Source organism: Ereboglobus luteus, assembly GCF_003096195.1.
Taxonomy (GTDB): domain Bacteria; phylum Verrucomicrobiota; class Verrucomicrobiia; order Opitutales; family Opitutaceae; genus Ereboglobus; species Ereboglobus luteus.
Window position 1 is genome coordinate 927,541 of sequence record NZ_CP023004.1, and the last position, 25,686, is coordinate 953,226.

Genomic DNA, 25,686 nt, shown 5'->3' on the forward strand with positions numbered 1-25,686 from the left:
AATGCTGGAGTTGCGATGCGACAAAGGATCTGTCGCATCGCCTGAAAAGAGCCGATGGGCATGCGACTGGAAACACGCGCGCCCCACCCTCGCGGGTCGGCCTTTGTCGGCATGGTGTTGATGTGTTGCCGCCGTCAGGCTTTCTTTTTTGCGGACGGCTTTCGGTTGATCACATTGGCCTGGAGCCGGCGGGGCATTTCGACCGGGTCCTTGTTGGTGGGCATCGGCGGATAGTCGGGCTTTTTCAAGCCCTTGACCATATCCGCTATTTTCACCGGCCGACCGGTCACGAAGCTCATGTTGGCCGCCGCGCCGATGAGGATCGACTCGGCGCCGCCGCGCTCGTCGGAATTGCGCTGATATTTGTCGGCGGGCGGGTTCGGAAGGAAAACGTCGTTCAACATGACAACATCGCCACCGCCGTGGCTGCCCGAGCCCTTCCAGGGAGTGTGCTCGGTGGCGGGCTCGCGGAGCGGGATGACGCGCACCACCGTGCCGCCGGCCTTGATCGCGCCTTGCTTGTCGTCACCGTCGGCAGCGTTCATGTAGATTTGCTCGACGATGGAGTGCTCGAGACGGCCCTTGGTGCCGTTGAAGGCGATTTGATAACCTTCCCACGCGTTGAAGGCATTGAGCGAGTAGCTGAGTGTGGCGCCGGTGTCGTATTTAACGATCACGTTCATGGTGTCCTCGATGTCGATGTCTGAACGGAAGACGCAGCGGTCGCGCATGTAGCCGTCGTATTTTTCGTTGTCGAGATACATGGATTTGATGCCGGGGGTGCCGGGGAGGTCGATGTGGAAGCCGCACTTGCCACCCTCGGGGCAGGTCATGCAACGTTCGCCGGGGCCCTTGAGGCCGAAACGCTTGATCATGGCGGGCGTGTAGAATTCGCGCTTGCCGACGGCGGTGACCTCGACGGGCGAGGCGCTGAGCCACCAGTTCACGAGGTCGAAGTGGTGCGTGGCCTTGTGGATCATGAGGCCGCCGGAGTTGATTTTGTTGCTGTGCCAGCGACGGAAATAATCGGCGCCGTGGCGGGTGTTGAGCAACCAGGTGAAATCAACGGAGAGGATGTCGCCGATCGCGCCGGACATGAGCAGATCCTTCACTTGGGTGCGCGGCGGCGAGTAACGATAGTTGAAGGTGACGCGGACTTTTTTGCCGGTGCGTTTTTTCGCGTCGAGGATGCGCTGGCATTTCTCGGCGGTGATCGTCATGGGTTTTTCGGTGATGGTGTCGCAGCCCATTTCCATTGCCTTGACGATGTAGCGATCGTGCGCGCAGTCGGTGGTCGTTACGATGACGATATCGGGCTTGGTTTCCTTGATCATCTGTTCGAACTCTGGGAGCAGTCGGTCGAAATCGGGTTTCGAGGGATTGGATTTCGGGAAATACGCCTTGATCGACACACCGGCCTTGAGTGCGTTTTTTGCCGCGCTCTCGGCGCGCCCCTTGTTCACGTCGCATACGGCGACGATCTCGGCGACGTCCTTGTATTGGTTGAGAATGGAGTTGAGATACATGCGGTGGCGTCCGCCGCAACCGACGATGGCGTAACGGCGGCGCGTGCCTCCGGAGGCTGAGGCGATGGCCGAGGCGGGATCGGCCGCACTGGCAAACGCGGAGCCCATCGCAAGCCCGGCGCCGGCGAGCGCGGCGGTTTTGGCAAAAGTGCGACGGTTAATAACGGTTTTAGGGAAGGCGGAGTCTTGGGTGGTCGTGTTCATGGATTTAGGATCGATAAAAAATCAAATGAAGTTGCGGGAAAACAAGGGTGCGCAAAATCGGAACGGAAGCGTTATTTCGAAATCGGAAGGGTTGGTTTTGCAAAGGGGATCGGTGAAACTAGGACACGAGAAACTTTCATCCGGGAAGTTTCGATGTCGAGCCTTTTTGAGGGCCTCCGCCAGCATCGGGCACCGGTCGCGTCATGCGACTCGCGCCACTGGACGGGGCAAAAGCATCGGCCAATTGCCGCCCCGCCTCCGAGTCCCGCGTGCCCGTCCCATAGTATCCAAAAATCAAATACACAAAGCCCGCGCGCGACGCAAACTCAGTCCCACCAGATGATTCGTCCGCATTGGTCGCACGTCGCGAGAATCTCGCCCTTGCGTGCGTTTGATTCCGACTCGCCGGAAACCTTCAGGTGGCAGCCATCGCACGTCCCGCCGTGCACGGCGGCGACCACCGGCTGCGTGCGCTCCGCAATCCGGCCGTATAGGCGCAAGCTCAACGGGTCCAGCGGCTCGCGCGCCTTCGCCACCTCGGACTGCGCGGCGGCCAGCTCCACGGCCAGGTTTTTCTCGCGCTCGCGCAATGTCGCGATTCGCGATTCGTGCCCGGCAATGTTGTCCTTGAGCACTTTTTCGGCATTGGCAAATTTCACCTTCGCCTCGTCGATCGCGAACATCACGCCCAGTTCCTTTTCCTCCAGCTCGCCGATGGCGGATTCCGTCGATGCAATTTGCTGGCCGAGCGCCTGGTATTCGTCGTTTTTGCGCACGAGTGATTGCTGCGTTTTGTATTTTCCGAGCGTGCCCTGCATCGTGCCGATTTCCGTCTCGATTAATTTTTTTTGGGTTTCGAGATCCATCAACTCCGTTCGCGCCTCCTCGATGGCCTGCTTGTCCGCGAGGATTTTCCCCTCCACGGCGCGAACTAAATCGGGCACCGACTTGATTTCTGTCTCCAGCTGGATTCGTTTGGTGTCACGATTCTGGAGTATGAGGAGATTATCGATGGCAGGATGGCGCATGACCGCCACGTTAGAGAGCCTTGGCCGCAACGCTCAATCACCAATCACGCGCGCACAAAAAAAACCGGCAACCCGCGCGCAAAAACATGGCCGAAAATTGACACGCATGAAAAAAATCGCATTATTTTTACATTTCCCCCACCCCTCGGCATTGCAAATAACCGTATTTAAAAAACGAATACATATTCATTTTCCCATAGTGACTTTGTCCAAAAACGGCGTCAAAAATCACAAAAAAAGAGCCCCGATTTTTGCGCCATTTTTATCCCGAATTTACCCCTGAAAAAATTCCCGACCCTATAATTTTTCTTCTGCATAGCTTTAGTTTTGCTTAAATGTGAACACACTGTGAGTAACATTTTAATTCATTAATAGTTAATTATTTATAAATCAAAAATTTTTCCAAAAAAACTACATTTAAAACTCGCCCAACCTTTCAAACTCATCCACTACATTGGTTTTTCTGTCATGAAGTCTTCCCTCCCTTTTTCCATCTCCAACATCCTTCCAAGCGAACCCGCGGCGACCATCACCAAAGGCGCCCAATTGCTCAACCGCAGCATCCCCGCGGATGCCCGCATGGTCGTCAAACGCGACGGCACCCGCGCCCGCTACGACCAGAACAAGGTTACCCGCGCCATCGCGCTCGCCTTCCACGAAGTGCGCACCAATAACGCCGACAATCCGTCCCGCGACGACTTCCTCGCGCAATACGGCGTGAGCCCCGACATCTTCGCCGAGGCCGCCCGCCTTGGCGAAAGCGTCTCGCAGATGCTCGAACTCTACTACCGCGAGGGCAAACACCCCTCCATCGAGCAAATCCAGGACGCCGTTGAAAAGGCGATCGCCGCCTCCGGAAACTGGGAAGTAGCCCGCTCCTACGTGCTCTACCGCATGCAGCACTCCGCCAACCGCCTCGCCAAATACGAGGAAAACGGACTCGGCGACTACATCGCCATGGCGAAATACGCCCGCTACCGCCCCGACCTCAAGCGTCGCGAAACCTTCACCGAGGCCACCGACCGCGTGCGCGACATGCACCTCACCCATTTCGCGGCCAAGATCGACGCGCGCATCCCCGAAAAACTCCCCGCCGACATCGCCGCGCTCGCCGGCGACGCCGCCCCGCAACTTCTCGCCACCCTCGGCAACAAGCGCCTCTACGACATCATTCAAACGGTGTTCGACAAGGTCGCCGCCAAGCAAGTCCTCCCCTCGATGCGCTCCATGCAATTCGGCGGCGAGGCCATCCTCAAAAACCACTCGCGCATGTTCAACTGCTCCTTCGCAAACGTTGACCGCGTCGAGTTCTTCCGCGAATACCTCTACCTCCTACTCTCCGGCTGCGGCGTCGGCTTCTCGGTGCAAAAGCACCACGTCGCCATGCTTCCCTCGCTGCCCGCCCGCGCCAACGAATACGACCTGCCCGTCTGGCACTACCACATCCCCGACACCATCGAGGGCTGGTCCGACGCCGTGCACATGCTCTTCCAGTCCTTCTACGAAGGCAAAAAAATCGAGTTCAACTACTCGCTCATCCGCTCGCGCGGACTCCCCCTCAAAACCTCCGGCGGCAAGGCCCCCGGCCACCTTCCGCTCAAGCGCGCCCTCACACAAGTCGAGGAAATCCTCTCGCAAGCCGCGGGCCGCGCCCTGCGCCCCATCGAAGTTTACGACATCAACATGTTCCTCGCCAAGGCCGTGCTCGCCGGCGGCATCCGCCGCTCCGCGACCATCTGCCTCTTCTCGCCCGACGACGAGGAAATGATGAACGCCAAGACCGGCAACTGGTTCGAAAAATATCCGCACCGCTCCGCCTCGAACAACTCCGCCGTCCTCGCCCGCACCGAGGACAACCGTGCCCACTTCAAAAAACTCTTCAAGGCGCAAAAGGAATTTGGCGAGCCCGGCTTCTTCTTCTCCGACAACCCCGAGGCCGGCTGCAACCCCTGCGCCGAAATCAACCTCCTCCCCATTGTCGACTGGGAACTCTCCGGCGAGGAAGTCTCGAAGCTCTTCGCCTGGGGTTACAAGGGCGACCTCCCCGGCACCACGCGCCTCTCCGGTTTCCAGATGTGCAATCTGACAACCATCAACGGACGCGCCGCCACCACCGTTGAAAACTTCTTCGACGGCTGCATCGCCGCCACCGCCATCGGCACCCTTCAGGCCGCCTACACCAGCATGCCCTACCTCGGGCCCGTCACCCGCCTCATCAACGAGCACGACTCGCTCCTCGGTGTTTCCATCTGCGGCTTCATGGACAACCCCAACATCCTCTTCGACGCCGAAATCCTCACCCGCGGCGCGCACCTCTGCCGCGCCACCAACCGCCTCATCGCGGCGCTCATCGGCATCCGTCCCGCCGCCAAGCTCACCACCTGCAAACCCGAAGGCACCGCCTCGCTCATCCTCGACGCCGCCTCCGGCATCCACCCTCACCACTCGCGCCACTACTTCCGCCGCGTGCAGGCCAACCGCAAGGAGCCCATCTACACCTTCTTCAAGCAGCACAACCCGCAGATGACCGAGGCGTCCGTTTACAACCCCGACACCGACGACGTCATCACCTTCCCCGTCGAGGCGGCGCCGCAGGCCATCCTTCGCAAGGACATCAACGCGCTGCAATTCCTGCAACTCGTCGAGCTCGTGCAGCAATCCTGGGTCATCCCCGGCGGCGATCCCGAATCGCGCTCGCCGAACCTGCACCACAACGTCTCCAACACCTGCACCGTCAGCCCGACCGAATGGAACGACGTCGAGGAGTTCATCTGGGAGCACCGCGAATCCTTCACCGGCATCTCGCTCCTCCAGGACGCCGGCGACAAGGTTTATGCGCAAGCCCCCCGCGAGGAAGTCGCCACCGAAAGCGACATCATCCGCTGGAACATGCTTCGCCCGAACAAAGTTGACTACACCAAGATGCGCGAGGAAACCGACGAGACCAAACTCGCCGAACACATCGCCTGCGCCGGCGGCGCCTGCGAAATCGTGCACACGTAAAACGCAACGTCACACTTCATGCCAAAAAGGCCGGACTCAATTTGAGTCCGGCCTTTTTTTCGCCACGCGGCTGACCGAAACGTGTAGGAGCAGCGTCACACGCTTCGCACGCATTGGGTTTCCCTCGGCCGCAACAACCGTCGTTCTCAGTCTCGGAGTTTTGGCAGGGCGAACCGTCCCGGTGAGCCGAAACGATTCGCATATCGTGGCGTTTTCAGTGAGCGCGTCCTGTCCGATCAAACAACACGGGCTGGAAGTCCGTGCTACCACTTACCAGAGTCTGCGGTAGCCGAGGTTTAGGGACCAGGGGCGTTCGTAGAACTGGGCCTTCGCATATTCGTAGTCGAAGTAAACTTGGCTGATGTCGTTGATGCGGTAGCTCGTGCCCAAGCCGAACTCGACTCGCTTGCCGTCGTAGTTGGCTTCAAATGTCTTGCCGTGCGCGCTGATCTCGCCGTCGGAGCTTTCCACGGAGACCGCCGCAAACTTGCCATAGGGCGCCCAGCGGCTGCCGGGGATTTGTTTTCCGAAGCGCACAAGAGCGCGGTATTGCCAGGTTTTGGAGCTGTCCACGTGCACGTCGATCGCGCGCTGGTCGGCGGTTGCTTGCGTCGAGTAGTTCGCGCTGTCGAGACTGAGCACCGCCACTTGCACTCCCGGCTCCACCCACCAGCCGTCGGTGCGCTGCAGGCGGCGGCCAAACTCGGCGCTCAGGCTTTGCGCTCCGGTTGTGTATTTGCCGCGTGTCGTGCGACCATCCACCGCCTTGGCCTCAAATTCATTCGAGTAACGGTCCAGGCGCGCCACCACGTCGAGGTGCCAGCCGGTTTGTTTGAGCAGCGTGAGGTAGGCGCCCACGGCCACGTTGCGCGTCTTGCCGTTGCCTCCGTTGTCGAAGTCGCGGTCCACTCCGCCCGTGTCGATGAAGGCGCCGAGCAGGTGCACGCCGGTTTCGGTTTCGAAGATTTTGTCCGCACCACCGGTCATGCCCCAGCCGTATTGGCGGAAGGACATGCCGGAGAGGTCGTTCGCCGCGTTGAGGCGGTAGCCGCGCGCGCGAATCCAGAGGTTTCCGGATTTTGGATTGTCGGAGCGGGTGAGGGTTTCGGCGCGGATGTCGCCCAGGCGCAGGTGGAGGGCGTCGAGGGCGTAGGCCCAGTCGAGCGCGAGTGTCGAGGCGGTGTTGATGATCGCGTCAGCGGCGTGGCTGAGGTTGCGGTCCGAGAGATACCATTTGTTTGTGTCGGGCGTGTAGACGCTGCCGTCGCCCTGGACCAGTTCGATGGTGGTGAGGTCATACTCAAGTTTGCCGCCGGGGTTTGCCATTGCGAAGGTGGCGCTGCCGCTGCCGGTCGTGATCAGTTCGATGGCGAAGTTGATCGCGGCGGGTGGTTCGCTGATGGGGTTGATGTAAACGTCGTGGCGGCCCGCGCCGGCGTCGGCGATTGCGAGGTGATTGGCGACGGTGCCGGCGGGGTTGATGCCGGCGGTGATGTCGGCGAGTTTCGCGTTGAGGATGAAGCGTCCGGTGGTGTCGCCGAGGGTGTCGATTTGCGCGGCGGCGGTCGGGGCGGTGGCGGCGAAGGCGAGGGCGCCGTTGTTCAGCTCGAGGGCGCGGAAGCGGTAGCCGGTGGTTTCGAGGATGAGCGCGCTGGTCGCGTCGAGCGTGGTGGCGGCGATGGTGTAGCCGGCGGGGTTGGCGAGGGTGAGCGTGCTGTTGGTGAGCTGGTGAAGGCCTTCGCCGTGGAGTTCGTTTTGCAGCGTGCCGGTGACGTTGAGTTGCTCGAAGGCCGCGCCGTCGGCGACGGTGATCGCGGCGGTGCCGAGCGCGTCGATCTTGGCGGCGATGAGACGGCCTTCGTCGATGCTCGCGTCGCCGGTGAAGCCGGCGTTCGAGTGGTTGATCGCCACGATGCCGGTGTTGTCCTTGATGAGGGTGCCGGTGCCAGAAAGGGTGTTTTGCAGCGCGCCGGTGCCGGTTGTGTCAACAATGAGGATGCCTTCGAGTTCGATCGCGGCGGAGCCGAGCGCGTCGATATCGGTAATGCGCGCGGTGGCTGGGGCATTGATGTTGGTTTGCGCGGTGAAGCCGGTGTTCGAACTGGTGACGAGCAACGTGCCGGTGGAGAGGGTAAGCGCGCCGGTGCCGGTGAGGAGGCCGTCGATTTGGCCGCCGTTGGCGAGGGTTTGCGTGTTGCCGTTGAGGTCGTAGGTGGCGGGGATTTCCACGACGAGGAAACTGGTTTGCCCGAGTGCCTCGTTCGCGCCGGCGATGAGCGTGCCGGTGGCGAGGGTGGTCGTGCCGGTGTAGGTGTTGGTGTTGTTGAGCGTGATCGACCCGGCCGCCTCGACGCGGAGGTTGCCCGAGCCGCTGACCTTGGCGTGCAGTTCGTCGGCTCCGTTCAGGATTGCGTCGTCGATGTCGCCGGTGAGCAGCGTGGTCTTGCCGGCGAGCAGGTCGAGCGCGGTCAACTCGTAGGAAAGATGGATGCCGGTGTTGCTCGCAACTGCGGCAAAGTCGTAGGTGCCGCTCGCCACGATGTCGCCGGACTGGGCGATGTCGAGTTGCGTGGCGTCGGTGATTTGGTTGCCAAGTTGGTCGACGAGTTGCGTGCCGGTGATGAGCGTCTTGCCGCCGGCCGCGAGGGTGGTCGATTCGACGAGGGTGATGGTGTGCGGCTCGTCCTGCTGAAGCAGCGGGAGTGTGTTGCCGGGGAGGGCGCCGGTGTCGATGACCAGGACGGTGTCGTGGACGGCGAGCGTGCCGGTGCGGATGATGCCGGCCGCCTCCGTGCCGCTCGCGGCGAGCGTGAAGCCGAGTGTGCCGCTGGTGAGCGTGAGGTTGCCGATTTGCTGCGCGCCGCTGCCGGTGGCGACAAAGGCGTTTTCGTCGATTTGCAGGGTCGCTTCGGTGAGAACGGCGGTGTTGGTGCCGGAGAGATCGAAGGCGGCGGAGTGCAATTCGAGGACGCCGCGGAAAGGGCTGAAGGGCTGAAAGACTGAAGGGCTGAAGGAGAAGGCGTTGTTGTTTGTATCCACTTTCAGGATACCGGTGCCGCTGAGCGCGTTTGTGTAGAGCCAGGCGGTCGCGCTGTCGATGTCGAGCAGGCCGTCGATGTGGGTCGCTCCCGCGCCGAGATTGGCGGTCGAGGAGACTTGCGCGGCTCCGGTGATGTGCCAGTCGGTGGAGTTGGTGCCGGTTAGGACTGTGTAGGACCCATAAGACCCTTGGGTCACATGGGACGTGCCGGTGCCGGTGATGTTGTTTGAGAAGGTGCCCGTGGCGGCGAGGTCGAGGTTCGCGTTGTTGATGACGGCACTGGTGCCGACGCCCTGGAGGTTTTCGAGTCGCAGCGTGCCGCCGGTGATTAGCGTCGTGCCGGTGAAGGTGTTGTTGGCGTGGTCGATCGTGAGCGCGGTCGCGGCGTTGATTTTCTCGAAGACGCCAGAGCCGGAGAGCGCGGCGTTGCCGAGGTTCGCATTGGTGGAGGCGGCGAGGCGGCTGGTAGCTGAGATCGCGAAGGTGCCGCTGTAGTTTGTGTTGTCGGCGGTGAGCGTGATCGTGGCACTGTTGACGAGGGAAACCCCGCCCTGCCCTGCCAGCGTCTTGGAGAGGTCGCCGGTCGCTCCGTCCGCGCTGAGTGTCGCGCCGGATGCGATCGCGATGGTGCCGGTGTTGCCGAGGGCTTGAGTGTTGTTGATGATCGTCGTGCCGGTGACGCCGACGTTGGCGGCGAAGGCGGCGTTGGTGCTTGTGATTGTCGCCAGGCCGCCGAGGCCGAGGCTGCCCGAACCGTGGAGCGTGCCGTCGATTTGCGCGCCGTTGGCGATTGTCTGCGTGTGGCCGTTGAGGTTGTAGGCGGCGGTGCCGGTGATGAGCAGGTGGGCGGTTTGGCCGAGCGCATCGTTGGCGGCGGCGATGAGCGTCCCGCTGCTGATCGTGGTTGTGCCGGTGTAGGCGTTCGAGTGGCTGAGGAATATTTGCGTGTCGCGCGCCTGGATTGTCAGGTTGCCGGTGCCGGTGATTTTGGCGCCGAGGACCGTGTCCGTCGCTCCGGCGTTGTCGAGCACGAGGTTGGTGTTCGTCTTGAGTTCGGTGAGCAGGTAGTCGACGTAGATGCCGGGGCCCTCGATGTGGTTGCTGTGCGCGCTGCCGGTGACGTGGGCAGAGCCGCTTGAGAACGCGGCGTAGTTGTAGGTGGCCTCGATGTCGGTGTTGCCGTGCCCGTCGCCGACTATGAGCGTCGTGCCGGTGTTCGAGGGCGCCGCTCCATTGAAGAGCAGGTTCATTTGTTTGCCGGCCTCGTCGAGCGAGGCCGCCTTGACCAGCTGGATGCTGTTCGTGCCGCTGTCCTGGTCGAGGAAGTTGCCCGTGGTCGGCGCGCCGGCGGGCGTGAGGCTCGTGTCGAGGTTGAAGCTCACCGAGTCCGCGTTGGCGACGGTGAGCTCGTTGACTTCGAGCACGTGCGCGGTGTCGGGCGACTGGAGGTGCACGTTGATCGTGCCGCCGATCAGTTCGAGGCCGTTGATTTTCATCGTGCCCGACACGCTGTTGGTGCCGAGGTTGATGATCGATCCGGCTTGCGTGCGCAGCGTCGCGTTGGCGAGGGCGGACTCGTTCGCGGTGTTGTGGAAGAGGTTGTAGGTGGTGTTTTCGAGGGCGAGGACGCCTTCGAAAAAGGCTGAAGAACTGAAGGCTGAAGGGCTGAAGGTGAACGCGGAGCCGGAAAGGTTGACGGCGAGGGTGCCGGTGCCGGTGAGGGTGTTCGAGTAGGCCCACGCGGTGGTGGCGGCAAGGGAGAGCTCGCCGTCGATGTGCGTGTTGCCCGCGCCGAGGTTGGTGGTCGAGGAGACTTGCGCGGCTCCGGTGATGTTCCAGTCGGTGGAGTTGGTGCCGGTTAGGACTGTGTAGGACCCATAAGACCCCGAGGACACATGGGACGTGCCGGTGCCGGTGATGTTGTTGGCGAAGGTGCCCGTGGCGGCGAGGTCGAGGATCGCGTTGTTGATGACAGCACTGGTGCCGACGCCCTGGAGGTTTTCGAGTCGCAGCGTGCCACCGGTGATTAGCGTCGTGCCGGTGAAGGTGGTGTTGGCGTGGTCGATCGTGAGCGCGGTCGCGGCGTCGATTTTCTCGAAGACGCCAGAGCCGGAGAGCGCGGCATTGCCGAGGTTCGCATTGGTAGAGGCGGCGAGGCGGCTGGCGGCGGAGATCGCGAAGGTGCCGCTGTAGGCGGTGTTGTCTCCGGCGAGCGTGATGGTGCTCGTGCCGAGAAGTTCGAAGGCGCCGGAGCCGGCAAGGGTTTTGGTGAAGGCGCCCGTGGCGCTCGCGGTTTGCAGGGCGGCGTTTGCGGCGATGGCGATGGTGCCGGTGGTCGTGCCGAGGGCTTGCGTGCTGGCGATGATCGTCGTGCCGGTGACGCCGATGTTCGCCGCGAAGTTCGCGTTGGTGCTTGTTATTGTCGCCAGGCCGCCGAGCCCGAGGCTGCCCGAACCGTGGAGTGTGCCGTCGATTTGCGCGCCGTTGGCGATTGTTTGGGTGTGGCCGTTGAGGTTGTAGGCGGCGGTGGCGGTGACGGCGAGCCATGCGGTGTTGCCGAGCGCGTTGCTCGTGCCGCTGACGAGTGTGCCGGTGTTCACGAGGGTCGTGCCGGTGTGGGTGTTGGCGGCGTTGTTGAGCGTGATCGCGCTGGTGGCGTCGATTTGCAGGTTGCCCGCTCCGGTGATCAGCGCGTGCAGTTCCGAGCCGCCGGCGGGCGGCTCGGTGTCGTCGGCGAGCGTGGTGGTTTGGTTGGCGAGGAGGTCGAGCTGCGTGAGTTCGTAGGCGACTGAAAGGCCGTTGGTGTAGTCGAGCGTTTGCGCGTAGGTTGCCGTGGCGGTCGTGACTGATGCGGTGTTCTTGATGGCGGCGGTCGTGGTCGTGCCGCCGGCGAGGGTGAGGCTGGTGTTGCTCAGCGCGGTCGCGTCGATGAGCAGCACGCGGTAGCCTTCGTCCTGCTGGAGGAGCGGCTTGGCGAAGAGCCCCGTGCTTCCGCTGTAAGTCGAGGTGACTGTGACCGTGCCGCTGATGGCGTCGAGCGTGCCGGTGCGGATGATGCCGTCGGCTCGCGTGCCGGTCGCGTGGGTGAATACGAGCGTGCCGCCGTCGATGGCGAGGTTGCCGATGGCGTGCGTGCCGGTGGCCACGGTGGTTGTGTTGTTCGCGCCGAGGATCACGTCGGCGTTGGCGAGGGCGTTATTGTTAAGCGTGAACGCGCTTTTCAGGAACTTGGCAGTTCCTGAAAAAAGGGCTGAAGGACTGAAGGACTGAAGGCTGAAAGAGAAGGCGTCGGAGGACGATGCGAGATCGACTTCGAACAGGCCTTCGCCAGTCAGGGTGTTGCTGAATGTCATGCTGCCGGTGGCGACGCGCAGGGTCGCATCCGTGGAGATGGTCGCGGTGTTGTCGCCAATGGCGTGCTCGTTTGTCATCACCAGCGTGCCTGAGAGGATTTGCGTGGGGCCGGCGTAGGTGTTCGAGCCACTGAGAACCAGCGTACCCTCCCCTCCCGCCTTCGTCACGCCGTGCGTGCCCGTGATTTGCGTCGCGATCGTCGTGCTCACCGCCGCCCCGCTCCGATAGTCAAGCGTGTCGATGTTGAGGATTATGTCCGCGTCGCTGCCGCTTGTCGTGAGCGTGCCGCCGGTGAGAAGATAGCCGTCGGTGCGGAATTGCGCACCGGAAAGTTCGATGGTCGTGCCGGAGTTGACGACGGTGACCGTGCCCGAAACGCCCTTGAAGATTGCGAACTCGCCCTGCTCCCACTCGCCGTTCACGGCGGCGTCGGTGCCCGTCCACGCGGTGTGCGTGCCCGAGAGCTGCCCGGGCGCATACCACGTGCCGTTGCCTCCGTTCGGCTCGTCGTTGTTCCACAGGCTCGTATTGTCCCCGTCCCAGATCGCGTAGCCGCCGAGGTCGTAGGCAAGCTTGATCCAATTCGTTTCGCTGGTGACGATGCGGTATTTGCCCAAGTCGGTCCCGGTAAGCACCAGACCGTCCACCAGTCCGATTGCAAAGTTGCCGTGGCCCCCGCTGAGCGCGCCCGCGTAGTTAATCAAGTCGTATTCGCCCTTGGCCAGTGTCGCCGTCGTGGTGATGTTCACGCGGCTCATGCCGCTCGCCGTCACATTGCCGCCCACAATCAAGAGGTCGTTCGTGCCGCTGTGATACATGTGCCCGGGATCGGTGCGCGCCCCGAGCTCCCAGTCGAGCTGCGCGTTGTTTTCGAGCGTCAGGTTGCCGAGGATCGTGAACTGGCCGGGGCTCGCGCCGGGCGAGAGATGGCCGCCGCCTTGAATGGTGACGTGCCCGCCCGCCGTGCCGGTGCCCGCGAGCGTCGCGCCGGAGGCGACGAGGGTGTGCGTGCTGGAGACGTAGCCGCGCAAGTCGAGCTTGCCGGCGTTGACGAATGTCGTGCCCGTGTAGGTGTTGTTCGCCCAGAGCGTCAATGCGCCGGCCCCGGTTTTGGTGAGGGACACGCCCGCGCCCGCCGCGATGCTGTCGGTGGTCGCGGCGATTGAGTTCGTGCCGCCGATTGCCGCACTCGCGTTTGCGCCGATGTCGAAGAGCATCGAACCGCTGTTCGTGTAGAGGAAGCCGCCGGAGGCGTTGTTTGCCGCCATGTTGTTGGTTGCAGTGAAGACGCCTCCCGCGGCTAGGTTGAGCGCGAATCCGGAGCCCGCGTAGATCGCCCCGCCGATGCCGCTCGCCGTGTTGCCGGCAATGGATATGTTTTTCGCGCCACCGCCGATGACGGTGGTTCCGCTGCTGTAGAACGCGCCGCCGTATTGGGCCGCATTATCCGCAATCGCGAGCGTTTCGGCATCGGGCGCAATCACAATGTTTTTGGAAGTGAAAACCGCGCCGCTGTGTGAGCTCGAGGTGTTTCCGGTGATGGAGACGTCGTCGTATTCCCCGGTGATCGAAAAACCGTTGCCCGCATAAATGGCGCCGTAGCTTCCAAGCGCGCAATTATTGGCGATTTGCAGCGAGCCGCTGGCCGTGGCCGAAATCACCACGCTTCCGTTGTAGGTGTAAATGGCGCTGGCGAAACTTTGGGCGGTGTTGCTGTTGATTAGTATGCTGCCGTAATCGCCATTTATGACAATGCCGCCGTGGGCAATAATCACACCGCCGGCATTGCTCGCGTAATTGTCAACGATTCGAAGCTCGCCCGCCGTCGTGGCGCTGAACCGCACGGTGCCGCGGGATGCGTAAAACGCGCCACCGTTCGCCGAGGTGTTCGAGTTGATGAATATGCCGCCGTGGGTTCCGGCTATTATGACATCACCTTGTTCCGCGTAAAACGCGCCGCCGTTTTCGCTCGCGACGTTTGAATTGATGAACACGTCACCGTAGCTTCCGCCTATCATGATGTCGCCCTCCATCGTGTGGAGCGCGCCGCCGTTGACACTCGAGGTGTTGCTGACCAGGGACAGCGTCCCCGTTGCCGCGGGATTTATCACGATGTCGCCGGAACTCGCGCTGAGCGCGCCGCCGCCGCGCCAACTTGATGCCACGGTCACGTTGTCCGCGATTTCAATGACGCCGTAACTTCCGCCGATAGTGATATCGCCCTCGCTTGTGTGAATCGCGCTGCCAAAGGTGCTATCAAGCGATGTGTTGCTCGTGATAATCAGCGCGCCGCTCGTGGCGCTGATGGCAACCGTGCCCGCGCTCCAGATCGCCCCGCCACTGGAAAACGCGACGTTTCCGCTCATCACGATGCGCTCATAGTCTCCCGTGATACTGACGCCGCCGGCATAATCACCGGGGGCATTCGTCTCCGTTCCCGAGGCGATGGCACCCCCGACTTCGTGGGCGTAGTTGTTGAGAAACGCCAGCGTTCCCCCGCCGGTCATGTTAATGGAAAGATCATTGAAAGTGAATACCGCGCCGCCGGCGCTAAGGAACGAGTGCACCTCGTCGACGGCAAAGGCCGTGTTGCTGGCAAACAAAAGGCTGGAGCCGGCGGTATCGATTGAGACGGAATCCTCCGCGAAAATCGCGCCGCCGCGATACGCCTGATTGTCCCGGAAAACGATTTCGCTCTGACTGGCGGTGATGGCGAGGGAGTCCGCCGCATAGATCGCGCCGCCTTGCCCGATTTCGTAGATGAAACCGTTGACGAACGCAACGGTGCCGCTGTTGAAGGAAAGCGCGGCTCCGGCATCGGCGTAAACGGCTGCGCCGTGGCGATTGGCCTCCCAACTGTCGAGGAAGGTGATATTGCCGACACTTGTGAACGAGCCGTTCGCATCAATGTAAAGCGCGGGAGCCGCGGTCGCGGTGATGACGAGCGTGCCGCCGTCGGCAACCCGCACCGTGCCCGACGCGCCCGTGGTGACGCGCTGGGTTTGGTTCAGCGTGCCGGTGCCCGCGAAGCGGAGCGTGGAGCCGAGGGGGTTGGTGTAAACGATGGTGCCGGAACCGAGGGCAAGGGCGGTGTTGCCGCCCGCGGCGGCCGCGACGAGCGTGCCGTTGCGGAGGTATATATTGCCACTGAAACTGTTGCTCGCGCTGAGAACGAGCGTTCCGCTGTTGCCGGTGGTGAGGGTGAGCGTTTTGCCGTCCCAACCGCTGGCGTAGGGGCCGTTGTTTTGGTTCGCGAGGCTCACATCGACATTGAAGCCGGTGCCGCTCGCGATTGTGAAATCGCCGTGGCCGTCGGCCGCGCCGCCGAGCCAGGACAGGTTCACGCCCGCCAGGTATTGCGTGGCCGCGCCGTTTTTATAGACGCCGCCATAAAGGTAATCGGGCAGGCCCGCGCCGTCGAAACCGGCGAGCGTGGCGCTGGCAAACACACCGGCGATCGTGCCGGAGGTCGCGCTGATGAGCACTTGCTTGCCCTCGGCGAGAACCGCGCTGGCCGTCGAAAATGCCGTGCCCGTGGTGAATCCGCTCACGCTAATGGTGCCGCCAACCGTCGCCGACGAGGCGTAAACGAAGGCGTCGCCCGTGCCGCGCGCGGAAGCATCGAGCGTCAGCGTGGAGCGGGCGTTCTGCGAATACACGCCGGCGGCGGTCGCGAACCCGCTGCCGCTGATCGAAAGCGCGCCCGCGCCGGCTCCCCCGACGGTGATGGTTCCCGTGCTTCCGAGATAACCGCTGACGTTGATCGTGCCGCTGTCGGCCGCGGCCGCGCCGATCACGACACCCGCCGTGCTGCCCGTCCAGCCTGTGATGTTGAGCACGCCGCCGCTCACGAACGTCGTGCCCGTGTAGGTGTTGCGAGCCCAGAGTGTGAGCGCGCCCGCGCCGGTTTTTGTGAGTGAGACGTCCGTGGCGGCCGCGATGCTGTCGGTGACCGCGGAGATGGAGTTGGCGTCGCCGATGGTCGCGGTCGCGCCCGCGCCGATGTCGAAGAGCATGGAGCCGCCCGCCGTGTAAAGGAAGCCGCCGGAGGCGTCGTCCGCCGCCTTGTTGTTGGTCGCGGTAAAGACGGCGCCGTCCGCCACGGTCAGCGTAAAGTTGGAGCCGCTATAGAACGCGCCGCCTCGCGCATCAGCGGTGTTGTTGGCGACGCTCATATTCTCCACACCGCCGATGGTCGTGCTTCTCACGCTGTAAAACGCACCGCCGCGGACGGCCGTGTTACTCGTAACCACGAGTGTTTCAGCGGCATCGGGTGAGATGACAATGTCGCCGCCATAAATCGCGCCGCCACGCGAATCCACCGTGTTGCCGGCAATGGATATGTTTTCCACGCCACCGCCAATGATGGTCGTTCCGGTGCTGTAGAACGCGCCGCCGGAGGAGGCGGTGTTACTCGCAATCACGAGCGTTTCAACGGCGCCGGGAGTGATGACAATATTTTTGGTGGTGTAAACCACGCCGCTGTAGGCGCTCGCGGTGTTTCCGGTGATGGAGATGACGTCGTAGTCCCCGGTGATCGAAAAACCCTCGCCCGCATAAATGGCACTGCGGCCGCCGAGCGCGGAATTATTGGCGATCTCCAGCGAACCGCTGGTCGTGGCCGAAATCGCCACACTTCCGCCGTAGGTGTAAATGGCGCTGGCAAAACCCTGGGCGGTGTTGCTGTTGATCAGTATGCTGTCGTAGGCGCCGCCCATGACAACGTCCCCGTAGGCAACAATAGCCCCGCCGGCATTGTCCGCGTAATTGTCAGTGATCCGAAGGTCGCCGCTAGCCGTGGCGCTGAACCGCACGGAGCCGTCGAGCGTGTAAAACGCGCCGCCATCCGTCGCCGTGTTTGATTCGATGAATATGCCGCCATGGGTTCCGCCTATCACGATATTGCCCTCCTCCGCGTAAAATGCGCCGCCGCTCTCGGAGGCGACATTCGAGGTGATGAACATCTCACCATAGCTTCCGCTTATCACAATGTCGCCCGCCTCCGTGTAGAACGCGCCGCCATTGGCGCTCGAGGAGTTGCCGGCAATGGACAACGTCCCCGTGGCGGCGGGATTTATCACAATGTCCCCGGCAAACGCGTGGAACGCGCCGCCACCACGCCAGTTCGTATCCGCGATCACGTTGCCCGCAATTTCAATGATGCCATAGCTGCCGCTGATGATGATGTCGCCATCGCTCGCGTGGAACGCGCCGCCCGAGTTTCCCTTGGCCGAAGTGTTGCTCGTGACCATGAGCGCGGCGCTCGTAGCGCTGATGGCGATCGAGCCCGCGCTCCAGATTGCCCCGGCGCTTCCGTTGAAAGCGATGTTTCCACTCATTTCGATGCGCCCGTAGTCGCCAGTGATGCTGACGTCGCCAATGTGGCCGCCACCCGCAGTCGTGCCCGAGGCGATGGCACCGCCAAAAGAACTCGCGTAATTGTCGAGAAGCGCCAGCGTCCCTCCGCCGGTCATGTTGATGGAGAGTCCTCCAAGGGCGCGCATCGCGCCGCCATTGGTATACGGGTGGATGGGAGAAGCGGGATCGCGAGCCGTGTTGCTGACAAACAGCAGGCTGGAGCCGTCAGTGTCGATGGAGACGGAGCCCTCCGTGTAAATCGCGCTACCGCGATGAGCCTGGTTGTCCTGGAAAATGAGTTCGGACTGGCTGGATGCAATATCCAGTGAACCCTCCGAGTAGATCGCACCGCCGAAAGCGACGCCACTAACAGAGCCGCTGGCGAACGTGGCCGTGCCGCTGTTGAATGAAAGCGAGGCTCCGTCACCGGTGTAAACGGCGGCGCCGTTCCGACCCGAGACATGGTTGTCGAGGAAGGTGATGTTGCCGACGCTTGTGAACGCGCCGTTCTCGCCGACAAAAAGCGCGGGAGACTTGGATGCGGTGATGCCGAGCGTGCCGCCGTTGGCAACCTGCACCGTGCCCGACGCGCCCGCGGCAACATGCTGGCCTTGGCTCAGCGTGCCGCTGCCTTCAAGGCGGAGTGTGGAGCCGAGGGCGTTGGTGTAGAAGATGGTGCCGGAACCGAGGGCGCGCGCGGAGTCGCCTCCCGCAGTGGCGGCGACGAGCGTGCCTTCGTGGATCGTGGTGCTGCCAGTGTGGGTGTTGACGCCTCCGAGCGTGAGCGTGCCGGTGCCGGTTTTGGTGAGCGCACCGTCACCGGTGATGCTGCCGGAGTAGGTCGTGGCGGCGGTGTTCAGCGCGATGACGTGACCAGTGAGGTTGTTGCCATCGGCGCCCGCGATGATGTGGCCGGTGCCGGAGAGATTGGTTAGCGTTTGCTTGATGTCGCCGGTCGCGAGGGTTGCGTTGACGATGACCGCCGTGCTGCTGGCGATGGCGTTCGCTGCGGTGAAGGCGAGCGTGCCCGCGCTCACGGTGGTCGTGCCGGTGTGCGCGCTGGCGGCCGCGAGAGTGAGCGCGCCGTCGCCGGTTTTTTCAAGGGAGGCAACGCCGGAACCGCTCTGAGCGATGCCGCTGGTCAGCGTCGTTTCATTGCCGGAGGCGGCGTCGAGTTTGAGCGTGATGTCCACCGCGTCGGTGCCGTCGAGTTGGGTGTCGAGATTGATGGCGTTGTCGATTGTTTGCGCGCCGGCGGCGGCGAAGGCGAGCGTCGGGGCGAGCGTGCCGGCAACCGTGAGCGTGCCGGTGCCGAGGGGCCCGGCGATCACGGAGCCCGAGGAAACCGACGAGCTGGCGGCCGCGGTCAGCGTGCCGTCGAGCAAGGTGATGCCGCCCGAAAAACTGCCGGCGTTACTGGCCAAAACCAACTCACCCGCGCCGCTTTTGATCATGCCTTGCGTGCCGCTTACGGGCGCGTTGATCGTGAGCGTGCCGCTGCCGACCGTGCTCACGACGAGACGGTTGGACAGGGCAATGCCGGCGTTGGCGATTGTCACGGAGTTGTTGTTTTGCAGCGTCAGGTTCGCGACCTCATCGGAATCCATTTGCTCGAAGGTGATCGACTGTCCATCGAGCGAATAGTTTTCGCCGGTGTTGTTTGTGAACATGAGGCCGCCGAGCTTGAGGTTGGCGACATCGATATGCACCGGATCGCCGCCAAGCTGGAGCGTGTTGGAAAAAACGGCGACCGCGCCCGGGCCGGTCGGCGATATGTTGCCCTTCCAGTTGGCGGTGTTGCCCCAATTGTTGCCGGAGGCGTCGCCCACCCATTCCGCGCTCACGCCAAGCGGGATGATCTCATAAAATTGCTGGGGGTTTTTCAGGATTTTGGCGCCGGGCGCGTAGGTGATGACTCCGCTGCTGTAAAAACTAATCGCGGCGAGGCGCGCGTAGTCGAATGCGTTAAGGACGTCGCTGACAAAGCGCACTTGCGTGGCGCCTCCGCCGTAGGTGCTGTTGCCGTTCCAGTTGATGATGTCGAGCGTGCCGTTCCATGAGCCCAGGTTTTGGAATGTGAGCAACGAGGAGCCGGACGCGCCGTTCATGTTGATGGTGCCCGAACCGGCGAGATTGAAGAGCGTGCCCGCGAAGGTCTGGCTGCCGCTGACGTTGAACGTGGCGGTGCCGAGTGTGAAGCTGCCCAGGCCCGTGCGCGTGCTGTTCGCGCTGCCAAGGTCGAGCGCGCCCTCCCGCAAAATGAAGTTGGGCGTCACGATGTTACCGCCTGTCCAGTGCAGCGTGGCCGTGCCGGTCTTGATAATATCGCCGGCGGTGCGAAGGTAGCCGTAGGCATTGCCGCTGATGGTGGAATTGGTTTCGGTTACGATTTTGGTGTCTATGTTTGCCCCGCTAATCGCGCCGGCGGTGTCGGTGATGTTGATGCTCGCGGTGTTCACGGCGCTGTTGCCAGTGAGGGCGAGGTTGCCGTGGAGGTTCACGCTGGAGCCGTCGGTCGTGACAAGTTCGAGCAGACGCGCGAAGTTGCCGCTAGTGAAGGTGACATGCCCCGTGCCGAGGTAATTGTTGCCGGCGTCGGCCTCGCCGAGCGTGATGTCGCCCGCAGCGTTCACGCGCAGGGTGCCTTGCGTGATCGCCGTGTTGCCAGTGTAGGTGCTGTTGCCGGAATTGATGACAAGCGTGCCCGCGAAGGTTTTGTTGATGCCATAGTCCCCGTTAATCGCAAGATTGGCGCCAAACACGGCCGTGCCGGTGACTGCGATGGTTTTGTTATTATTCAGGGTCACGCCGAGACTCGGATCGAGTGTGAGCAGGCCTGCGTTGCCGTTGAGACCGATGTAGGCACCGGTGAACAAAACGTCGTTTGAAAGTGTGATGGCGTCACCGTAGCTGGCGAGCGTCCCGGCCGAAGCGCCGCCAAAGATGAGCGTGCCGCTGCCTCCAATGGAGAGATTGTCGCCGACGGAAAGCGTGCCGTTGCTTATCGAGGTGTTGCCGGTGTATTCGTGCGCGCCCTCCAGACGGATTGTCCCCTGCTCATTGATTGCAAGTCCACCGGCGCCTGCGAAAGTGTGGCTTGCAGGCACAATCACGGTCACTCCACTTTTGGGATACATTTTGGCAGTCTGCACCAAGGTGCTCGTGCCGCTGTAATCCAATGTAAAATTGCTGGTGCGCCACAGAATTTCACCACTACTGTTAAACACCAGGTTGTTGGAAATAGTGCGGTTTCCTCCCAGCGCCCAAAAATCCGTCGTCCCCAAAATGCTGACAGTGCCCGTGCCGAAAGCCGTGTCGCTGCCGACACCAACGCCCGCCCTAATGATAACACCGCCTGTGAATGTATTGTCGCCATAGAAGGCTGTCGTGCAGGACGAGTTGCTATTGCCGTCACGGCGCGTGTCCTGCAAATCAAAACCGCCCGGCCCTTGGAGGTCGGTCTTTAAAATCAACCGGGCATTACCCGGAAAATAATTATATCCATAAAGAACCCACGTCCCCGATGCGACATAACTCGGCGCGTCACTCTGAATGGTCAATGTATAATAATCAGTGTAATTATCCGCGCCGAAATTTAAGTTTCCGGCAATGCGCACGCTGGCGTCCACAGTGTGCGCGACATTGGTTGTGGCGGAGCGCAGATAATACCATCGCCCCGCCGTGCCATCGCCAATATTCAACGCTTGAAGATTTTTCGACGCATCCCCGCCGTCACCGAATAAAGAGCCCGTTCCGAACACACTACCATGAGAAGCGACAAGGACATAGCGGGTGTTGGCAGCCGCGCCCCGGCTTGTCTGGGTGCTGCCCAACATCCAAAACCCGCCGGTATAATCACTGGCACTGGAGCCGGAGTTTTCAACGGTGCCAAATGTCGTGACACCTTGGTTGCCGCCGGCATACGGCGTATTATATATAATCGCTCCAGTGCCTGTTATATAACCCGTCATAATCAGCCTGTTCGCGCTGGTCGTCTTGATCTCCAAGTCCGAATCAAGCCGCATGTTCGTTCTGATGGTGGCGCTGTGAACGCCTTGGTTGATTAAAAACGCGCTGGTGCCGGAGGCGCTGTTGTCGAATACTAGCGTGCCGGCGGCGGTGCTATCCAATGTGAAGTATTGTGCTCCGGCGCTTTCGAGCAGGAGTTTGCCAACGGTGGCGTCCATGTCCACGGTGATGATATTATTGTTCAGCATGCTGTCCAAGTCGCGCACGGCCGCGACACGGCCGGATGCGTTGGGGACGCCGTTGATCCAGTTGGAACCACTACTCCACAAGCGGTCGGTATCGCCATTGGAACCGTCCGCCGCCCCCGCCCATTCGCCCAACTGCTGTCCGGAGGGCGCGATAAACCAGAGCGTGCCGCTTTGCACAAATTCGGCGCCCTGCTCGTAACCGGTGAAGGCAATGAGTGAAAGGCGCGAGGCAAACGCGGCGGTGCCGCTGTTTGTTATATATACATAAGTGTCGTATTCAGTCGGCTTGGCCGCGGTTGACCAGATGCCGCTGTCGTTGGCGAGGCTGAGCTGATAGGTATTGCCCGTGGTCGCCCATGTGCCGACGCCGTTGAACAGGAGCGATGAATGGTTCGACAGCATGAAGCCCGTGTTACCGGTCACCGACAACGCATTGAATGAATTGGTGCCGGTGGTTGTTTGCAACAGGCCTCCGCTCATGGTCAGCGCGGGCTGGTTCACGCCCGCGCGCGGTTTTATATAATTGTCGCCGTCGATGATAAAGGTGCCGTTGGTGATGGAGAGTGTGGTTATGCCCGCCGTAGAACTCAGGATCGTGGTGCCCACGCCTTGTTTTGTAAGCGTGCCGATTCCCGTGAAGCCATTGCTCATGGTGGATGAAATCGTCTGCGTAATGCCCGCGCCGGGATTGGCATAGAGATTCACAAAACCCGTGAGAAATGACTCATTAATGGTGAGGTTCCGGTTGGCATATAAATTCAAATAATGCGTGGCCGCCGTGCCGATCGTCCATTCCGTGCCTTCACTAATGGTGGTGTCGACAAGATTGAATGTCATTGTGGTTTTGCCTGCCGTGTATAACGCGCCATCAAGAGTCGCCGAATAGAGGGCGTCACCGAGATCGTTGACACTGCCGGTAACGGTGATGCTGCCCGCATTGAGCGCCATGCTGCCGCTGCCGAGGTAGTTGCTCCCCGGAGCCAGCGTGCCTGTGACGAGGTCGTTGTGCAAATACACGTTCAGGCTGCCCGCGCCGGTTTTAACGAGTCCCCCGGAAAATACATTACCATCGCTATAAAGCCCCAGACTGCCGGCGATGTTAAGCGTCAGTTTGCCAGCACCCACAAGATTTACGCCCGAACGGAAGCTGCTGCCACCGCTCACCGCAATGGTGCGGTCGGCGTCCAGCTCCGTGTTTCCGATGCCGGTAAAGTGAACATTTTGGATGGCAAAGTTGCCGGCAATGACGAGCGGGTTGTCCAAACTCGCCGACTGACTGCCGGCATAATTCCGCATGACCGCGCCTTGATACAGAGTCAGCGTGCCAGTGCCCAGCGTCAGGGCCGTGTTGGTGTTGCCCGGGTGGTCAAATGAAAGCGTGCTATGCAAGTCGATTCCACCGTTGAAATTCGGGCGGGCCGTGGCGGCACTGATCGACATGCCCGCGCCTTGCACGATTAGCCTGCCGCTGCCACTGATGACTGAGGTGCCAAACCCGATACCGTTTGAGCTGTTTCCGGGCTGCGAATTCTTGCCCGTGGCAAGAAGGATGAGGTTGTTGTTCAAGACCACGCCCGCGTTTATATTGAGCCCGCCTGTGCCACTGATTGTCGATGGCGCCTTCGAGCCGCTTTCCATGACGCCACTGTCGAAAACCAGTGCGCCAGTGGTGATGTTAAACGAAATGGAATTATATGCCAAATTTTTGTCGGTTATGAAATGACCGATGGTCACAGCTTGGTTTTGAAGGTTAATTGCTCCATTTGGTGCAGTGGCAGCGAGTGTCACTTCACTACCGGCGCCGTTGGCAATATCCACCGACCACGCCGCAAAGTTAAACCAACTGCCACTGCTGTTCAGCGTGGTGCGCAGAAAATCCACCGGCACCAAATTGCCCGAGGCGTCCAGAGTCGCGCCTGGCGCATAACCTCGAAACCAGACTTTGCTCAAATCCACACCGCCAATGGCTTTGACGATGTTGCCGTTGGACACAACGGTGCCGTCCAGCAAATGCGTGTTCGGGTTGCCTTTCCAGTTATAGATGGAAAGGTAGTTCGCGCCTTGTGGATTCGTCGTTGGAGTCGCGACGGAGGAGGTGAGTCCGCCGATTGTCAGGGTCGAGGGCGTGCTCGCGCTCATCCAGATGCCCAGGCGCGCGTCCGTGGCGATGTTGATGGACGAAAAGGTCTGGTCGTAGCCGTTGAGAAGCAGGTTCGTAATGACATTTTGCCCGATATTCAGCGCGGAGGAATTGCTCAGTTGATCGGCGCGCCCAAAACTCACCGAGCCGGTTGGCAGCGTCAGCAGGTTTGTGAAGCGGGCATTGGTGCCGGAAAAAGTGAGCCCGTTCGCCAGATCGAGCGCAGTCTGGTTGAGCGTGACGGCGCCAAGACCGGATTCGATCACAAATTCATCCGCGCGAAACGCGCCCGTGTCACCCGCTGTAAAAGTGAGCGCATTGGTGCCGGTTTTGCGCACCACACCGAAAGCGCCCAGCATGGCGGTGTTGTTCATCTTCACATTCATCGCAGTGGCGTTTCGCGACGTGTCGAAAACCAGCGTGGGCGCGTTTTCAAAAAGCGTGCCGCCCGAGCCGTCGGCGTTGTAAACGAAATCCGCGCCCGCGAGTGTGAGCGTGCCGTGATTCGGGTTTGTGCCGCCGCTGAGCGTGCCGGAGTTGAAATTAAAGCGAAAGGTTGTGCGGGCGTCGTTTTCCGAAATGCGCAAGCCGCCTCCGTTTTCGAGCAGGATCAATCCCCCGCCAAGCGTGACGTGCTGGCCGGCGTAATTATTCGCCGCGGAATTGATCGTCAGCAACGCGTCGCTGTTGGCCACCTTGATGTCACCAATGCCAAGATAGTTGGCCCCGGTCGCGGCAACTCCCGCGCCAAGCACGGTGCCCGCATTGGCGCGGTTGCCGATCGTCGTTGTCACAGCGCCGACAAAAACATCCAAGCCACCGGAAAAGGTATTGTTCGAATTGGAAAGCACCAGCGCGCCGCCGCCGGTCTTGATGAGCTGCGTGCCGGCGCCGGTGATCGCGCCGCTGATGGTGGTGGTGGCGGGCGCGTGCCCGGCATTGACGTAGAGCGTGTTGCCGTTGCCGTCGATGCGCCCGGAAATCGTCAGCTTGCTCGCAAAGGCGGGCAATAACGGGTCGGTGCCGGCCTGAATGGTAAAATCGCTGAGCAAGTTGATCACACTGCTGATGGTGATGTAATTGCTGCCTTGGTAATTAAGGACGGCGTTTTGTCCCCCCGTCGCCTCAAAGCCGAGCGTCGATGACTGGATTATTATCGTGGAAGCCGTGGCATTATTGCCCTCGATGCTGAGTGTGCCGACGATGACTCCGGGGTTGGCGATGGTGATGGTGTGGTTGCCCGCCGAAAGGTCGTTGCTGATGATGGCGGTCGCGTCGGCGGCGTTTGGCACGCCGTTATTCCAATTGGCCGCCGCACCCCAAGCGCCATTGCCGGTGGTCTGCCACGTGGACTGCGCCTCCAAAAATGGTTTAGCCGCACACATGCTCGCAACAACTGCCAGTAAAAACGCTAACTGGTGAATAAAACGAAAAGACCGTAATTGGAGGTTTTTAATCATCCTTTTGGAAGTGAGTGTGAACAATCATGCTCCACCTTGCGGCTGAGCGAATTATGCAAAAAATGTTACTTATTAATAAAATTATTACAAATAATGGCCATTTTCTTGCAATACACTCAACTTTAATTGTGCACATGCGCTGAACAGCCGAGGGTGTGCATCCGAAATAGCCCCCTAAAACCTGTCAGCTATGAATACATTTTGTTTGCAATGCATCGCACTGATTTATTTTGCATCACTTTGCAAATAAACAACAAATAAACTTTCCTTATGACGCCCACCGAGAAGGTTTGAATGATCCGCAACCGCACGGTCACAAGCCGACGAACGTATAAGTTAAAACGAGATAATACTCT

5 protein-coding genes are annotated in these 25,686 nt (G+C 61.1%); 2 read left to right on the forward strand and 3 right to left on the reverse strand.

Going from position 1 to position 25,686, the window contains the following annotated elements:
- Positions 1-134 precede the first annotated feature (134 nt).
- Together CKA38_RS03465 and CKA38_RS03470 are read right to left on the reverse strand one after the other, a co-directional pair.
- Positions 135-1,730 (reverse strand): Gfo/Idh/MocA family protein, encoded by a 1,596-nt coding sequence (locus tag CKA38_RS03465; RefSeq protein ID WP_202863952.1) that lies wholly within the window; start codon positions 1,728-1,730, stop codon positions 135-137.
- A gap of 326 nt (positions 1,731-2,056) precedes the next feature.
- Positions 2,057-2,758 (reverse strand): zinc ribbon domain-containing protein, encoded by a 702-nt coding sequence (locus CKA38_RS03470; protein WP_108824244.1) that lies wholly within the window; start codon positions 2,756-2,758, stop codon positions 2,057-2,059.
- Between CKA38_RS03470 and CKA38_RS15260 the strand changes: the two genes are divergently transcribed.
- Together CKA38_RS15260 and CKA38_RS03480 are read left to right on the forward strand one after the other, a co-directional pair.
- Complete coding sequence (locus CKA38_RS15260; protein ID WP_152032648.1) at positions 2,757-3,041, forward strand: hypothetical protein; 285 nt, start codon at positions 2,757-2,759, stop codon at positions 3,039-3,041. The two genes, CKA38_RS03470 and CKA38_RS15260, sit on opposite strands and share 2 nt — an antisense overlap.
- A gap of 185 nt (positions 3,042-3,226) precedes the next feature.
- Complete coding sequence (locus CKA38_RS03480) at positions 3,227-5,761, forward strand: ATP cone domain-containing protein (protein WP_192881148.1); 2,535 nt, start codon at positions 3,227-3,229, stop codon at positions 5,759-5,761.
- 270 nt (positions 5,762-6,031) lie between these two features.
- Here the strand turns inward: CKA38_RS03480 and CKA38_RS03485 are convergent, their stop codons facing one another.
- On the reverse strand, positions 6,032-25,234 hold the full coding sequence (locus CKA38_RS03485) for an autotransporter-associated beta strand repeat-containing protein (RefSeq protein ID WP_161554705.1): 19,203 nt from the start codon (positions 25,232-25,234) through the stop codon (positions 6,032-6,034).
- Between the last annotated feature and the right edge of the window lie 452 nt (positions 25,235-25,686).

What these genes read in the sequence shown, in the direction of transcription:
- CKA38_RS03465 (WP_202863952.1), bottom strand. Translation starts at nt 1,730, where the DNA reads ATGAACACGACCACCCAAGACTCCGCCTTCCCTAAAACCGTTATTAAC.
- CKA38_RS15260 (WP_152032648.1), top strand. Translation starts at nt 2,757, where the DNA reads ATGACCGCCACGTTAGAGAGCCTTGGCCGCAACGCTCAATCACCAATC.
- CKA38_RS03470 (WP_108824244.1), bottom strand. Translation starts at nt 2,758, where the DNA reads ATGCGCCATCCTGCCATCGATAATCTCCTCATACTCCAGAATCGTGAC.
- CKA38_RS03480 (WP_192881148.1), top strand. Translation starts at nt 3,227, where the DNA reads ATGAAGTCTTCCCTCCCTTTTTCCATCTCCAACATCCTTCCAAGCGAA.